Origin of the sequence: Brevundimonas sp. NPDC058933, assembly GCF_049315965.1 — a bacterium.
Taxonomy (GTDB): domain Bacteria; phylum Pseudomonadota; class Alphaproteobacteria; order Caulobacterales; family Caulobacteraceae; genus Brevundimonas.
Genome location: NZ_JBMOSL010000002.1, coordinates 178,908 through 192,438, shown reverse-complemented (window position 1 = coordinate 192,438; position 13,531 = coordinate 178,908). Strand labels below are relative to the sequence as shown.

Below are 13,531 nucleotides of genomic sequence, written 5' to 3'. Positions count from 1 at the left end.
TTCCTGGCGAAGCGAGCGGTCTTGGCGTTTGGGGCGGCTTGGCGTTAGGTGGTCGCCGCTGTTCAGAGATCCGCAAGGCCGGAAGATCCCATGCCCAGGAAGTTTCTCGTCGTCGTTGACGACAGTCCCGAGTTCGGCGCGGCCCTCGGCTACGCCGCCCGGCGGGCCAAGTCGACGGGCGGCCGCGTCGTTTTGCTGCGCGCCCTGCCGGGGGGCTCGGATGAGCACTGGTCCGGCGTTCGCGATGAAATCCGCAGGCAGCAGCGGGAGGAGGCCGAAGCTCTCCTGACCCGCATAGGCGAAGAGGCGGCCGAGAAATCGGGAGCCGCACCCATCTTCCTGATCGAGGAAGGCGATCCGCAGGACGCCATCCGCAAGGCGGTGGGCGCGGATCCTGACATCAAGATTCTGGTTCTGGCCGCCGGTTCGGGCTCGCGCGGACCCGGGCCCCTGGTCTCGGCCGTGCTGAAACAGGGCGGCGCCTTCAGCGGCCGCAAGCTGCCTGTGACCATTGTTCCTGGCGAACTGACCGAGGCTGACATTGAAGACCTGGCGTAATTCCAGAGGTCGCTATCGCTCGCCGCGCGGCGGGTTCTCTGCTTGAGCGACGATTTGCGCTGGGCGCCGTTCATGAGGTCTTGAAGATGCCGCGCAGCGGGCGCATCTCCCGGCCATGTTCATCCAGACCGAACCCACGCCCAACCCTAATGTCCTGAAGTTCCTGCCGGGCCGCGACGTGGCCCCGGAAGGCGTGCTGGAATACCGCACCATCGACGAGGCCGCGGCTTCGCCGCTGGCCGAGGCCCTGTTCGAACTGGAAGGCGTCGAGGGCGTCTTCTTCGGCGCCGACTATGTCTCGGTCACGCGCGGCGGACAGGCCCCGGACTGGAGCGTGATGAAGCCCTCCATCCTGTCGGTCATCATGGACCACTTCGTCTCGGGCGCCCCGCTGACGCGCGGTGTAGACGCTGTCGCGGACGATGGCGTTGAGGACAGTGAGATCGTCGCCGAGATCAAGGGCCTGCTCGACAGCCGCATCCGCCCCGCTGTGGCGCAGGACGGCGGCGACATCCTGTTCGATCATTTCGATCTGGAAACCGGCGTCCTGCGCCTGAGGATGCGCGGCGCCTGCTCGGGCTGCCCCTCATCGTCCGCCACGCTCAAGTCCGGCGTCGAACAGATGATGCGTCACTACATCCCCGAAGTGACCAGCGTCGAACAGGTCATTTAAGCGCGCCACACGCGTTGCTCGAGCGCATTCCGGCGTCGTTATCTCGGATGGACCCGGGGACGCCGCTGCCCCCCCCTCCTGGCTCAGCGCGCCCATTCATGTTTCACATGAAACACTATCGTCCCGACGGGCGGTGGGGCATGATCGCTGCATGGCCCGTTTCTCTTCCGATGACGACGCTGGCGCAGCAGGCCGCGCTCTCGGCGAAGCCCTGTCCGCTCTACGCCGCGAACGCGGCCTGAGCCAGGCCGAGGCTGGTCAGAGGATCGGCATGACCAGCCAGGGTTGGGGGCTGTACGAAGCCGGCAAGCGTCCCGGCCTGTTCCGCCCGGACGTGCAGCGCCGTCTGGCCGGCGCCCTGGACGCCACGCCCGAGGATCTCGTCCTCCTGATCGGCTCCGCCCCCGCCCTTCAGGCCGGGCCTTCGGCTGACGGTCTCAAGTCCCGTGGTCGCGCTTTTGAGGCCGCTCCTGTCGCCGAACGACGGCGTCTTCAGCTCTCCACGGACGATCTCGCGCCCTGGGCCGCCGCAGGAACGGTGCTGGAATATCTTCCCGAACGCTGGCCTCGCCGTGATCAGGGCTGCGTCATTGAAATGAACGACGGCAGCCTTCGGGCGCGGCTCTATGTTCGCTCCGACGACGCCGAACTGGTTGTGCGCGGCGCCGGCGCCCTGTTGACCATCGAACGGATCCAGCGCGTCCAAACTCGCATGGTCGCAGCGGTGGTTGCGCGTGTTGACGAGTGATGAAACGAAAAAGTTGTTTCCTGTGACGTGATGTGAAACTCTCTTGTCGCTACGATCAGGGAGGCCCGCTCATGAACCGCCGTACTCAGGACATAGACGCCGCCGTGGGCGTGCGGATGGCCGCGCGACGTTCAGCCCTGGGACTGTCGCAGACGGCCGTCGCCCTGCAGTTGGGGATCAGTTTCCAGCAGCTGCAGAAGTATGAAAAGGGGACCAATCGCGTCTCCGCCTCGCGTCTTCATCAGGTGGCGACGGTGCTCGGCTGTTCCGTGGCCGACTTCTTCCCGGCGCGAGCGGATACGCTCGACGGCGACGCGGCGTCGCGTGACTTGACGGCCACCCCTGACGGCCGCGCGCTGGCCCAGGCCTTTCCTCGCATCACCGACCCGGCGGTTCGCCAAGCGGTGGCGCGCGTGGTCGAGGCGCTGGCGTCGGCCTGATCGTCCCGATAGGAAGGCCGGGATGAGAGTTCTGATCGTGGATACGGCGCTGGGCGCCTGCACGGCCTGCGTGGTCGAGGACGGGCGTCTGCTGGGCGTCCGGTCGGAACTGATGACCAAGGGGCATCAGGAGCGGCTGGCGGGCATGGTGCGGGACGCTGTGGCCGACGCCGCCCGGGAAGCCGGCGGCGGCTTCGAGGCGCTGGACCGCATCGGCGTCACAGTCGGACCGGGTTCCTTCACCGGCCTGCGCGTCGGCCTTGCCTTCGCCCAGGGTCTTAGCGCCGCCCTGGACCGTCCGGTCGTGGGCCTTTCGACGCTGGACGGGCTGGCGGTCTCCATCAAGCCGGCGGGACTGGTCGCCGCCCTCATCGACGCCCGTCGGGGTCAGGTCTATGCGCGGCTGTTCCGCGACGGACGTCCCCTCGGCAGAGCCGAAGCCCTGCCGCTGGCGACGGCGGCGGATCGCATCTATGACGCCGCCGCCGGCGCGCCGCCGATCCTTGTTGGGTCGGGCGCCGCCCTGCTGGTCGAGGCTTTTCCCGAGCGCCTGGGCGCAGCCGTAGCCGCGCGACTGCCGGCGCCCTCGCCCGAAGCTCTCGCCTATATGACCGCCGTGGTCGATCCGGCGGCCGCTCCGCCTCGCCCTCTCTACCTGCGCGCGCCGGACGCTGTTCCGCCCCGTCGCCTGCCGGGCCAGCCGCGTCCGCCAGCCACGCCGTGACCGACGCCGCGCATCTCGCCAGCCTCCATGCCGAGGCGTTCGAGACGCCCTGGGATAGGGCCAGCCTGTCCGCGCTGCTGGCCTCGCCCGGCGTTCTTGTCCTGTCGGAAGGCGACGGCTTCATCCTGATCCGGGTGGTGGCTGACGAGGCCGAGATCCTGACCCTGGCCGTACGGCCCGCCGCACGACGCGGCGGTTTGGGCGCGCGTCTGGTCACAGCCGCCATCATCCGCGCTGCGGCGCTCGGCGCCGAGAGGATGTTCCTGGAGGTGGCCGAAGGCAATGTCGCGGCCCGCGCTCTCTACGGCCGGACAGGCTTCGCCGAGGCGGGGCGACGACGCGGTTATTATGCGCGTACGGACGGAAGCCGTGAGGATGCGCTGGTCCTGTCGCTGAACTTGTCGCGACCGCTTCCATAAAACGACGGCTCAGCCTATCTTCCGATCCATGGAACGGATCGAGAAACTCTGCGCCGATCGCGGCATGCGTATGACCGAGCAGCGGCGGGTGATCGCGCGCGTTTTGTCCCAGGCGGAGGACCATCCCGACGTCGAGGAACTGTATCGCCGCGCTTCGTCGATTGATCCGCATATTTCTATCGCCACCGTCTATCGGACCGTCCGACTGTTCGAAGAGGCCGGCGTGGTCGAGAAGCATGACTTCGGCGACGGCCGCAGCCGCTATGAAGAGGCCGGCGACGACCACCACGATCACCTGATCGACACCAAGACGGGCGAGGTCATCGAATTCTTCGACGCCGAGATCGAGCGTCTCAAGAGCGAGATCGCCAAGCGTCTGGGCTTCGAACTGGTCGGCCACAAGCTGGAGCTCTACGGCCATTCGATCGAGGGCGTGGAGCCCAGCGAACGCGAAGGCCTGATCTACAAGCGTCACGCCGCCCGGACCCAGCCTGCGGACAGCTGAGCCTGCGTCTGCTCGCCTTGCCGTTGGCGGCTTCGGCGATCATAAGCCGCGCATGACTGACACGCTCGAAAAGCCCGTGGACCTGGCGAACGGCGCCGCGCAAGACCAAGGTCTGGCCGCCTCGCCCAAACGCCTTTTCATCAAGACCTACGGCTGTCAGATGAATGTCTATGACAGCGAGCGAATGGCCGATGTCCTGCGCCCGCTTGGCTACGCCACGACCGATGCGCCAGACGCCGCCGACTTCGTCATTCTGAACACCTGTCATATTCGCGAGCGGGCGGCCGAAAAGGTCTATTCCGAACTCGGCAAGCTGAAGCAGATGCGCGAGCGCAAGGTCGCGCGCGGCGACGGCGGCATGACCATTGCGGTCGCAGGCTGCGTCGCCCAGGCCGAGGGCGAAGAGATCATGAAGCGTCAGCCGGCGGTCGATCTGGTGGTCGGGCCCCAGGCCTATCACCAGCTGCCGGAACTGCTGACCCGCACGGCGCGGGCGCGTGGAGAACGCATCGGCGCCGACTTCGCGCCGCATGAAAAGTTCGACGCCCTGCCCGTCGCGCGCGGCGGTGGCGGCCCGACGGCCTTTTTGACGGTGCAGGAGGGCTGCGACAAGTTCTGCACCTTCTGCGTCGTCCCCTATACGCGCGGCGCTGAGTGGTCGCGCCCGGTGGCGGCGGTGCTGGCCGAGGCCCGCGCCCTGGCCGACCGGGGCGTGCGCGAGGTCACCCTGCTGGGCCAGAACGTCAACGCCTATGACGGCGAGGGACCGGACGGAAAACCCTTCACCCTGGCCCGGCTGGCCTATGCCCTGGCCGAGATCCCTGGTCTGGACCGCATCCGGTATACGACCAGTCACGCCAACGACATGTCCGACGACCTGATCGCCGCCCATGCCGATCTGGACGTCCTGATGCCCTACCTCCATCTGCCGGTGCAGGCCGGATCGGACAGGGTGCTGCGACTGATGAACCGCAAGCACGGCCGTCAGAAATACATCGACCTGATCGCCCGTATCCGCGAGGCGCGGCCCGACATGGCCATCGCCGGCGACTTCATCGTGGGCTTCCCCGGCGAGACTGAGCGGGACTTCGAGGACACCCTCGATCTGGTGCGTCAGGTGACCTACGCAGGCGCCTTCAGCTTCGTCTATTCGCCGCGGCCCGGCACGCCGGCCGCCACCATGCCCGGCCAGATCGAGGACAAGGTCGGGCTGGAGCGTCTGCAGCGTTTGCAGGCCCTGCTGTTCGAACAACAGACCGCCTTTAACGCCGCCCAGGCGGGCAGGACCCTCAATATCCTGTTCGAGAAGAAGGGCCGCTACGCAGGCCAGGCCATCGGCCGCTCGCCCTATCTGCAGGCCGTCCATGTCGACGGGGCGGATCATCTTCTGGGCCAGATCGTTCCGGTCGAGATCATCAGCGGCGCGCAGAACAGCTTGAACGGGCGTTTGGCTGACCCAGCCACTATCTAGTGTCAGTATTGTAGTTTGACGTCCCTCAAGCAGCCTCGCTCCGTGAGCGAGGTGTTAGGGACCCCAACAAGGAAACCTATGGCGAGAGAGTCCGAATTCCTATCCCTCAGCGATCAGGCCCTGCGGGCCGTGATCGGTCCCAACAGCCGCCACGTCGCCCTGATCGAAGACGCCTTCAAGGTGCTGGTCGAGGCCCCAGGCGGCGGGGTCTCGATCAACGGCTCGGCGCGGGACCGGGCCCAGGCGAAACGCGTGGTGGAGACCTTGGCCCAGCGGGTTGATGCGGGGGCTGAGATCACCGAGGCCGACGTCCGCATGGCTCTGGGCGCGGCGGTGTCGCAGCCGCGACCGGATCAGGGGCGCGTGGTGCCGGACGCCATCAGCCTGCCCGTAGGACGGCGGGGGGCCATTGCGCCCAAGACGGCGGCCCAGGCCCAGTATCTGGACCTGCTGAGCCGCTGCGAGCTGACCTTCGGCGTCGGCCCAGCGGGCACGGGCAAGACCTTCCTCGCGGCGGCCTATGGCGCCAGCCTGTTGCGGCGCGGCCAGGTGGATCGGCTGGTCATTACGCGCCCGGCGGTGGAGGCGGGCGAGAAGCTGGGCTTCCTGCCGGGCGATCTGAACGAGAAGGTCGATCCCTACCTGGCCCCTATCTGGGAAGCGCTGAACGACATCCTCGGCGTTGAGGACGTGCGGCGCCGTCGCGAGAAGGGCGAGATCGAGGCCGCACCGATCGCCTTCATGCGCGGCCGCACCCTGAGCCACGCCTTCATCATTGTGGATGAGGCCCAGAACACGTCGCGGCTGCAGATGAAGATGGTGCTCACCCGCCTGGGCGAAGGCGCACGTATGGTGGTGACCGGCGACCCGTCGCAGATCGACCTGTTGAATCCGCGCGATTCCGGCCTCAGTCACGCCCTGCGCATCCTGAAGGACGTCAAGGGCGTAGGCGTTCAGGCCTTCAAGGCCGAGGACGTGGTGCGTCACGCCATGGTCGAACGCATCGTGCGGGCCTATGACGCCGATACCGCGCGCAATCGCCCGACGCCGGACCTCGAGGACGCAGACTGAATGATCGAGATCGAAGTCGAGGATGCGGCCTGGACCGCCGCCCTGCCGGAGGTCGAGGCCGTGGTGCTGCGCGCGGCGAAAGCGGCCCTGGGAACGGTTGAGGGCGATGTGGTTGTCCTGCTGACCGACGACGCGGGGGTCCGGGACCTGAACGCCCGATTCCGCGACAAGGACCGGCCGACCAACGTCCTGTCCTTCCCGGCGGCCGAGAGCGCCTTTCCGCATCTGGGCGACGTGGTGCTGGGCTACGCCTATTGCACGGCCGAGGCCGAGGCGCAGGGCAAGACCCTGTCCGATCACCTGAGCCATCTGGTGGTCCACGGCGTCCTGCACCTTCTGGGCCGGGATCACGAGGACGACGCCGAGGCTGAGGAGATGGAGGCCGAGGAGCGCGAGATCCTGGCTGGGCTCAACGTCGCCGATCCCTATGCCGTCGAACGCGAGGCGAATGCATGAGCGACCGTTTGTCGGCCCCTTGGGGGGGCGTGCTGACGAACCGCTGGGGCCGCTTGGCCCTGGCCCTGCTTGCCGGCGCCGGCGCCGCCCTGGCGCACCCGCCGTTCGGGATCCTGGCGGGCCTGTTGGGCTATCCCTTGCTGATGCTGCTGGCCGAGCGGTCGCGGACGGCGAGGGGCGGGTTCTGGGTCGGTTGGCTGGCCGGTTTCGCCTACTTCTTCATCGGCTGCTGGTGGGTGGCCGAGGCCTTTCTGGTCAATAAGGATCAGGCCTGGATGGCGCCTTTCGCCGCCAGCCTGCTGCCCATGGGACTGGGATTGTTCTTTGGGACGGCCACGGCCCTCTATCGTCGCTTCGCCCCGCGCGGGGCCGTGCGGCGCGTCCTGCTGTTCGCCGCTCTCTTCGCCCTGCTGGAGTGGCTGCGCGGCCATGTGCTGACCGGCTTCCCCTGGAACCCGGCCGGCGCCGCCTGGCAGGCAGGCTCGGCCATGTCGCAGTTCGCCTCGGTGGCCGGCGTCTATGGTCTGGGACTGGTGACGCTGGCGGCCGTGTCGGCGCTCGGCCTGCTGGTCGGCACGGGCGCGCGGCGGTCGCGCATGATCGCGGCCGGTGCGGGCGTGGCGGTTCTGGCGGGTCTGTTCGCCTTTGGAACCCTGCGCCTGTCGTCGGCAAAGCGTGTCGACGGTCCGACCCTGGTGCGTCTGGTCCAGGCCGATATTCCTCAGGAATCCAAATGGAGCCCGGAGGCCTATCAGGCGATCGTCGACCGCTATGTCGCCATGACGGCCCAACCGGGGGCGGCTGTTCCCGATGTGGTGGTCTGGCCCGAGGGGGCCCTGCCCGCCACGGCCAATGACGTGTTCAACTCGCCCGACGCCCAGGCTGTCGCCGGCGCCTTGCAGGCCGGCCAGACCTTGCTGATGGGCATCAGCCGGGGCGAGGCCGACCCGGCCGCCGAGGGCGGCGCGCGCTATTACAACAGCCTGTTCGCGCTCAATGACGAGGGCGCGGCGGGGCTGCGGATCGGCGCCATCTACGACAAGCATCGCCTGGTGCCGTTTGGCGAGTACCTGCCGCTGGGCCGCCTGATGAGCCGGATCGGCGTGCGCAGCCTGGTCCATGTCCCGGCCGACTTCAGCGCGGGTCCCAGGCCAGCGCCCATCAGCCTGGTCAATGCGCCCAGCGTTCAGCCGCTGATCTGCTACGAAAGCCTCTATCCCGGCTTCACCCCGGCCAGCGGCGCGGCGCGTCCGGCCTGGATCGTCAACGTCTCCAACGACGCCTGGTTCGGGGCCACCTCGGGCCCGCGCCAGCATCTTAACCTGGCCAGCTATCGCGCCATCGAGACGGGCCTGCCCATCGCCCGCGCCACCCCGACCGGCGTCTCGGCCATGATCGACCCCTGGGGCCGGATTGTGGACGGCAAGCGACTGGACCCGGGCCAGGCCGGCGTCATCGACGTTCGCCTGCCTGAGCCGGCGGCGCCCACCCTCTACGGCCGTTGGGGCGATGGTTTCTTCGGCCTCCTGCTGGCGCTGACGCTGGCGGGCGGCCTGTCCTGGAAGCGGCGCGGGAAGCGTGCATGACCAAGGCTGGCGATGAGGAAGAGCTGGACCGCAAGCGGACGCGTCACATCGACGAGCCCCTGGGCGCCCGTCTTCGCCTCATGCGTGAAGATCGTGGAATGACCCAGGCCGAGCTGGCGCAGAAGCTGGGCATATCCGCCAATCAGTGGGGGCGTCACGAGAGCGGGGAAAACCGGGTGCCGGCCGCGCGACTTTGGCAGTTCTGCAAGACAATGAACGTAGAGGTGTCGGAGGTCTACGACGGCCTGCCAGCCAGCATCGTTCTGCAGCAACCGCAACCTGGAATGAAAGACGGTAGTGAAGCGGTCTTTGTCGGACCGCCTCGCATCGGGCATCCTCTCGTTCAAAGGATCGGGTCAGCCGCCAGAAAGCTCCCCGAAGCGCGCCAGCGAACTCTTCTGGCGGTGATCCGGGCCCTCAGGGACGAGGACGCGAACTAGAGGACGGCGGGCGGCCAGGACACCCGCGTCGGGCGAATTGTAATGACAGACCTCTCTATCCGTCGCATTTCAGAACAATTGAGTTCGGGCGTAGATTTCAGCGAGAACGCGTGATGGTCAGAGGCGCTGCAGAGGATGGTCCGCATCCGGTGGACCGTCATGTAGGTCGGCGGGTTTGCGAAAAACGCATCGCCCTCGGATATAATCAGAGTGATCTGGGCCGCGCCCTGGGTCTGACATTCCAGCAGATTCAGAAGTATGAGAAGGGCGCCAACCGTGTCTCCGCGTCCAAGCTCTGGGACATCGCCCGTTTCTTCAAGGTCGATATCAGCTACTTCTTCGAGGGCCTGACCACGTCGGCGCCGGGGATGGCCGAGGGCGAGGCGGAGCCCTTCGTTCACGATTTTCCCGCCACCCGACAGAGCATCGAAATCGGGCGATTGGCCCCGCAACTGTCGGTGCGTCAGCAGAAGCTGATCCTGGACATGATGCGCGAGATGGCCGGGCCGGAAGGCGACGGCGCCAAGAGCTGACGGGGATCTACCGCAAATGAGAAAGGCGCGGATCGCTCCGCGCCTTTTTGTTGTCTGCGATCTGCCGGATCAGCCGGCCAGCGCGGCTTCCGAGGCCACGATCCGGCTGGCGGCGTGAACCACGGCGCCGATACGCAGGGCGGCCTGAACCTGAAGGTTCGGCACGCCGTGCTTGCGCAGCTCGCCTTCGTGAGCGTCCAGACAGGCGCCGCAGCCGTTGATGGCCGAGACGGCCGTCGACCACAGCTCGAAGTCCAACTTGTCCACGCCCGGGTTGGCGATGACGTTCATGCGCAGCTTGGCCGGCAGGGTGGTGTACTCGTTGTTCTTCATCAGGTGCAGCGAGCGATAGTAGATGTTATTCATGCCCATGATGGCGGCGGCGGCCTTGGCGGCGGTCAGGGCTTCGGGCGACAGGACGGTTGCGGCCTGGGCCTCGATCAGCTTGACGACCGGGGCAACGCCGATGGCATGGGCCGAGGCCAGGAAGCAGCCCCACTTCTGCTGGTCGTTCAGCACCGTCTCATTGGCCAGCGAGGACAGGTTCAGCGAGATGTCCTTGCCATAGGCCGGGATAAGGTCGCGCAGGGCGTCGAGGGACATGGGGAACTTCCTTCTGCTCAACGGCGCCGCTTGCGCCGGATAGGATATAGGGATCGCCGACGGCGGCCGTCAGGGCTGAACGTCAGGCGTGAAAAAGGCGGCGACAGTCGCCTGCCGCCGCCTCTTCAAAGGGGGCGGCCCGGACCATACAAACGCGGTCCGAGCCTGGCCTTGGCCAGTATTTAAGCGGCCAGGGTCTCGCCGCCGACCGGGCGGTTGCAGGCGCACAGTTCGTCGGTCTGCAGGGCGTCGACGACGCGCAGGGTGTCTTCCGGCGAACGGCCGACGTTCAGGTTGGTGACGTAGACGTGCTGGACGACGTTGTGCGGATCCACGACGAAGGTGGCGCGCAGGGCGACGCCGTTTTCTTCGTCCAGGATGCCCAGGTCGCGGGCCAGCTTGCCGCCGGTGTCAGCGAACTGCCAGATCGGCAGCTTCGACAGGTCGGCGTGGTCGCGGCGCCAGGCCAGCTTGACGAATTCGTTATCGGTCGAACCGCCGAGCACGACGGTGTCGCGATCCTCGAAGTCCTTGCCCAGCTTGGCGAAGGCGGCGATTTCGGTCGGGCAGACGAAGGTGAAGTCCTTCGGATAGAAGAAGATGACCTTCCACTTGCCGTCGAAGCTGTCCTGCGTCAGCGCCTCGAAGGCCGAGACGCCGTTTTCTTCGTGGTCGTTGAAGCCCGGCTTGACGCCAGTGATCTTGAATTCAGGCAGTTTTTGACCGACGCCCAACATGCGGGTGCTCCATCTTTGCAAAGAATGAAAGGCGGCGACGCAGGGAGGCGCATCGCCGATGGGCATCAGATGGGCTTCGGCGGCCCGGAAGTCAAATCGATCATTTCGCAAGTGCGAATAGGTTTTGCTTATGCAGCAATTTCGGAAAAACCTGCCTCGATCATAACCTGAGCTGTTGTTGTTCAGAAACTTTATCGATTTTCCTTCGGCGTCGAGGCGGGCGTAGACTCCTTCGATAATCAGCCAGACAGGAGGAAAGTCATGGACGGACAAGCAGGCGGCCCCACCCCTCTCCACGATCCGAAAAAGGAGCCGGCGGCCTTGCGTTCGCTTCTGGGGCGCACCAACCGCGACTGGTGGCCCAACCAGATGGCCATGGACATCCTGCATCAGCAGGGCCGGTCCGGCGACCCGATGGGCGACGGTTTCGACTACGCCGAGGCGTTCAAGTCGCTGGATCTGGCCGCGGTCAAGCGTGACCTGACGGCCCTGATGACCGACAGCCAGCCCTGGTGGCCGGCGGACTACGGTCACTACGGCCCCTTCTTCATCCGCATGGCCTGGCACTCGGCCGGCACCTATCGCACCGGCGACGGACGCGGCGGCGCCGGCGCGGGCCAGCAGCGCTTCGCCCCGCTCAACTCCTGGCCGGACAACGGTAACCTAGACAAGGCGCGCCGCCTGCTGTGGCCGATCAAGCAGAAGTATGGCTCCAAGCTCAGCTGGGCCGACCTGATGATCCTGGCCGGCAATGTCGCCATCGAGTCCATGGGCGGGCCGGTCTTCGGCTTCGGCGGCGGCCGCGCCGACGTCTGGGAGCCCGAGAAGGACGTCTACTGGGGCACGGAGGAAAACTGGGTCGGGGACGAAGCCAACCAGACCCGCATCCAGCCCGACAAGGACATGGCGCTGGAGGAGCCGCTGGCCGCGATCCAGATGGGGCTCATCTACGTCAATCCGGAAGGTCCGGGCGGCGTGCCCGAGGCGCTGCAATCGGCCCGCGACATTCGCGAAACCTTCGCCCGAATGGGCATGAACGACGAGGAGACGGCCGCCCTGACCGCGGGCGGCCACACCTTCGGCAAGGCCCACGGCGCCGGCGACGCCTCCAAGGTCGGCGTAAGTCCGGAGGGCGCCGATATCGCCCAGCAGGGCCTGGGCTGGATCTCGGGCCACGAAAGCGGCATCGGCGACCACACCATCACCTCAGGCATCGAGGGGGCCTGGACCCCCACGCCGATCACCTGGGACATGACCTATTTCGACATGCTGCTGGACCACGACTACGAGCTGGTCCGCAGCCCGGCGGGCGCCAAGCAGTGGCAGCCGGTGGGCAACCCGCCCGAGACCCTGGCGCCGGCCGCCCATACGCCCGGCAAGCGCGTGCCGACGATGATGACCACCGCCGACATGGCCTTCAAGATCGACCCTGAGTACCGCAAGATCATGGAGCGGTTCCGCGCCGATCCGGCCTATTTCGGCGACGCCTTCGCCCGCGCCTGGTTCAAGCTGTGCCACCGCGACATGGGGCCCAAGGCCCGCTATCTCGGCCCGGACGTGCCCGCGGAGGACCTGATCTGGCAGGACCCGATCCCGGCGCACACCGGATCGTCGCTGTCGGATGCGGACATCACCGCATTGAAGGCCGCGATCGCCGCCTCCGACCTGTCGGTCGCCGATCTGGTCTCGACGGCCTGGGCCTCGGCCGTGACCTATCGCGGCTCGGATCATCGCGGGGGCGCCAACGGCGGGCGTCTGCGTCTGGCCCCGCAAAAGGACTGGGACGTCAATGAACCGACGAAGCTGGCCCGCGTGCTCACGGTCTATGAGGACATCAAGGCGGCGTCCGGCGCCAATGTTTCCATGGCCGACCTGATCGTTCTGGGCGGCGGGGTCGGGGTCGAGCAGGCGATCAAGGCGGCGGGTCATGACGTGGCGGTCCCCTTCACGCCGGGTCGCGCCGACGCCTCAGCCGAGCAGACCGACGTGGACGGCTTCAAGGTGCTGGAGCCCCGCGCCGACGGTTTCCGCAACTATCTGCAGGTGCGCTTCAACGTCCCGACCGAGGAGCTGCTGATCGACCGGGCGCAACTGCTGGGTTTGACGGCGCCCCAGATGGCGGTGCTGGTCGGGGGCTTGCGCGTCCTCGGCGCCAACCACGGCGGCTCGAAGCACGGCGTCTTCACCGACCGGCCGGGCCAGCTGACCAACGACTTCTTCGTCAACCTGCTGGACATGAGGACCGGCTGGAAGCAGGTCGACGGCGAGGGCGACGAGACCTTTGTCGGCACGGATCGTCTGACCGGCGAGCAGCTGTGGACCGCCACCCGCACCGACCTGGTCTTCGGCTCCAACGCCCAGCTGCGCGCCCTGTCCGAGGTCTACGCTTCGGCTGACGCGGGCGAGAAGTTCGTCCGGGACTTCGTCGCGGCCTGGGTCCAGGTCATGGAGAACGACCGCTACGACCTGCCTCGCGCCCGCCTGCGCGCCCAGCGATCGGCGGGCTGACCGACGGCCCCTCCCCACCTGTGGGGAGGGGCTTACGAAATATGGGGGGCGGCGCCGGT

Annotated in this window: 16 protein-coding genes; 14 read left to right on the top strand and 2 right to left on the bottom strand. The window is 67.1% G+C overall.

Translation table 11 applies throughout. The annotated features are described in order from the left end of the window. Nucleotides 1-90 precede the first annotated feature (90 nt). From ACOZBP_RS06840 to ACOZBP_RS06780, 13 genes are all read left to right on the top strand, one after another. Complete coding sequence (locus ACOZBP_RS06840) at nt 91-558, top strand: universal stress protein (RefSeq protein WP_422675651.1); 468 nt, start codon at nt 91-93, stop codon at nt 556-558. A 115-nt stretch (nt 559-673) separates the two neighbouring features. Beyond that, a complete protein-coding gene (locus tag ACOZBP_RS06835; RefSeq protein ID WP_422675650.1) occupies nt 674-1,231 on the top strand; it encodes a NifU family protein in 558 nt (185 codons plus the stop codon). A 151-nt stretch (nt 1,232-1,382) separates the two neighbouring features. Beyond that, nucleotides 1,383-1,979 (top strand): helix-turn-helix transcriptional regulator, encoded by a 597-nt coding sequence (locus ACOZBP_RS06830; protein WP_422675649.1) that lies wholly within the window; start codon nt 1,383-1,385, stop codon nt 1,977-1,979. Between the two features lie 71 nt (nt 1,980-2,050). Beyond that, complete coding sequence (locus tag ACOZBP_RS06825; RefSeq protein ID WP_422675648.1) at nt 2,051-2,419, top strand: helix-turn-helix domain-containing protein; 369 nt, start codon at nt 2,051-2,053, stop codon at nt 2,417-2,419. Between the two features lie 22 nt (nt 2,420-2,441). Further along, nucleotides 2,442-3,143 carry a tRNA (adenosine(37)-N6)-threonylcarbamoyltransferase complex dimerization subunit type 1 TsaB gene (tsaB, locus tag ACOZBP_RS06820; RefSeq protein WP_422675647.1) on the top strand — a complete coding sequence of 234 codons (702 nt, stop codon included), beginning with the start codon at nt 2,442-2,444 and terminating at the stop codon, nt 3,141-3,143. Continuing rightward, a complete protein-coding gene (rimI, locus tag ACOZBP_RS06815) occupies nt 3,140-3,562 on the top strand; it encodes a ribosomal protein S18-alanine N-acetyltransferase (protein WP_422675646.1) in 423 nt (140 codons plus the stop codon). Before tsaB ends, rimI begins: the two co-directional genes overlap by 4 nt. Before the next feature lie 28 nt (nt 3,563-3,590). Continuing rightward, on the top strand, nt 3,591-4,067 hold the full coding sequence (locus ACOZBP_RS06810; RefSeq protein WP_422675645.1) for a Fur family transcriptional regulator: 477 nt from the start codon (nt 3,591-3,593) through the stop codon (nt 4,065-4,067). 112 nt (nt 4,068-4,179) lie between these two features. Continuing rightward, on the top strand, nt 4,180-5,538 hold the full coding sequence (gene miaB, locus ACOZBP_RS06805; protein WP_422675910.1) for a tRNA (N6-isopentenyl adenosine(37)-C2)-methylthiotransferase MiaB: 1,359 nt from the start codon (nt 4,180-4,182) through the stop codon (nt 5,536-5,538). Nucleotides 5,539-5,616: 78 nt separating this feature from the next. Then, on the top strand, nt 5,617-6,609 hold the full coding sequence (locus ACOZBP_RS06800) for a PhoH family protein (RefSeq protein WP_422675644.1): 993 nt from the start codon (nt 5,617-5,619) through the stop codon (nt 6,607-6,609). Next, on the top strand, nt 6,610-7,065 hold the full coding sequence (gene ybeY, locus ACOZBP_RS06795; RefSeq protein WP_422675643.1) for an rRNA maturation RNase YbeY: 456 nt from the start codon (nt 6,610-6,612) through the stop codon (nt 7,063-7,065). Beyond that, the gene (gene lnt, locus ACOZBP_RS06790) at nt 7,062-8,651 is read left to right on the top strand and encodes an apolipoprotein N-acyltransferase (RefSeq protein ID WP_422675642.1); all 1,590 of its coding nucleotides are present in this window, start codon (nt 7,062-7,064) and stop codon (nt 8,649-8,651) included. Before ybeY ends, lnt begins: the two co-directional genes overlap by 4 nt. Next, complete coding sequence (locus tag ACOZBP_RS06785; RefSeq protein WP_422675641.1) at nt 8,648-9,091, top strand: helix-turn-helix domain-containing protein; 444 nt, start codon at nt 8,648-8,650, stop codon at nt 9,089-9,091. Before lnt ends, ACOZBP_RS06785 begins: the two co-directional genes overlap by 4 nt. Nucleotides 9,092-9,204: 113 nt before the next feature. Beyond that, the gene (locus ACOZBP_RS06780) at nt 9,205-9,624 is read left to right on the top strand and encodes a helix-turn-helix domain-containing protein (protein WP_422675640.1); all 420 of its coding nucleotides are present in this window, start codon (nt 9,205-9,207) and stop codon (nt 9,622-9,624) included. A gap of 69 nt (nt 9,625-9,693) precedes the next feature. Here the strand turns inward: ACOZBP_RS06780 and ACOZBP_RS06775 are convergent, their stop codons facing one another. Then, the gene (locus ACOZBP_RS06775; protein ID WP_422675639.1) at nt 9,694-10,227 is read right to left on the bottom strand and encodes a carboxymuconolactone decarboxylase family protein; all 534 of its coding nucleotides are present in this window, start codon (nt 10,225-10,227) and stop codon (nt 9,694-9,696) included. 182 nt (nt 10,228-10,409) lie between these two features. Next, on the bottom strand, nt 10,410-10,964 hold the full coding sequence (locus ACOZBP_RS06770; RefSeq protein WP_422675638.1) for a peroxiredoxin: 555 nt from the start codon (nt 10,962-10,964) through the stop codon (nt 10,410-10,412). 261 nt (nt 10,965-11,225) lie between these two features. Here ACOZBP_RS06770 and katG point away from each other — a divergent pair, with 261 nt between their 5' ends. After that, nucleotides 11,226-13,472: a catalase/peroxidase HPI gene (gene katG / locus ACOZBP_RS06765; RefSeq protein ID WP_422675637.1), complete on the top strand. Its 2,247-nt coding sequence runs from the start codon at nt 11,226-11,228 to the stop codon at nt 13,470-13,472. Nucleotides 13,473-13,531 lie beyond the last annotated feature (59 nt).

What these genes read in the sequence shown, in the direction of transcription:
- ACOZBP_RS06840 (WP_422675651.1), top strand. Translation starts at nt 91, where the DNA reads ATGCCCAGGAAGTTTCTCGTCGTCGTTGACGACAGTCCCGAGTTCGGC.
- ACOZBP_RS06835 (WP_422675650.1), top strand. Translation starts at nt 674, where the DNA reads ATGTTCATCCAGACCGAACCCACGCCCAACCCTAATGTCCTGAAGTTC.
- ACOZBP_RS06830 (WP_422675649.1), top strand. Translation starts at nt 1,383, where the DNA reads ATGGCCCGTTTCTCTTCCGATGACGACGCTGGCGCAGCAGGCCGCGCT.
- ACOZBP_RS06825 (WP_422675648.1), top strand. Translation starts at nt 2,051, where the DNA reads ATGAACCGCCGTACTCAGGACATAGACGCCGCCGTGGGCGTGCGGATG.
- tsaB (WP_422675647.1), top strand. Translation starts at nt 2,442, where the DNA reads ATGAGAGTTCTGATCGTGGATACGGCGCTGGGCGCCTGCACGGCCTGC.
- ACOZBP_RS06810 (WP_422675645.1), top strand. Translation starts at nt 3,591, where the DNA reads ATGGAACGGATCGAGAAACTCTGCGCCGATCGCGGCATGCGTATGACC.
- ACOZBP_RS06800 (WP_422675644.1), top strand. Translation starts at nt 5,617, where the DNA reads ATGGCGAGAGAGTCCGAATTCCTATCCCTCAGCGATCAGGCCCTGCGG.
- ybeY (WP_422675643.1), top strand. Translation starts at nt 6,610, where the DNA reads ATGATCGAGATCGAAGTCGAGGATGCGGCCTGGACCGCCGCCCTGCCG.
- lnt (WP_422675642.1), top strand. Translation starts at nt 7,062, where the DNA reads ATGAGCGACCGTTTGTCGGCCCCTTGGGGGGGCGTGCTGACGAACCGC.
- ACOZBP_RS06785 (WP_422675641.1), top strand. Translation starts at nt 8,648, where the DNA reads ATGACCAAGGCTGGCGATGAGGAAGAGCTGGACCGCAAGCGGACGCGT.
- ACOZBP_RS06780 (WP_422675640.1), top strand. Translation starts at nt 9,205, where the DNA reads ATGGTCAGAGGCGCTGCAGAGGATGGTCCGCATCCGGTGGACCGTCAT.
- ACOZBP_RS06775 (WP_422675639.1), bottom strand. Translation starts at nt 10,227, where the DNA reads ATGTCCCTCGACGCCCTGCGCGACCTTATCCCGGCCTATGGCAAGGAC.
- ACOZBP_RS06770 (WP_422675638.1), bottom strand. Translation starts at nt 10,964, where the DNA reads ATGTTGGGCGTCGGTCAAAAACTGCCTGAATTCAAGATCACTGGCGTC.
- katG (WP_422675637.1), top strand. Translation starts at nt 11,226, where the DNA reads ATGGACGGACAAGCAGGCGGCCCCACCCCTCTCCACGATCCGAAAAAG.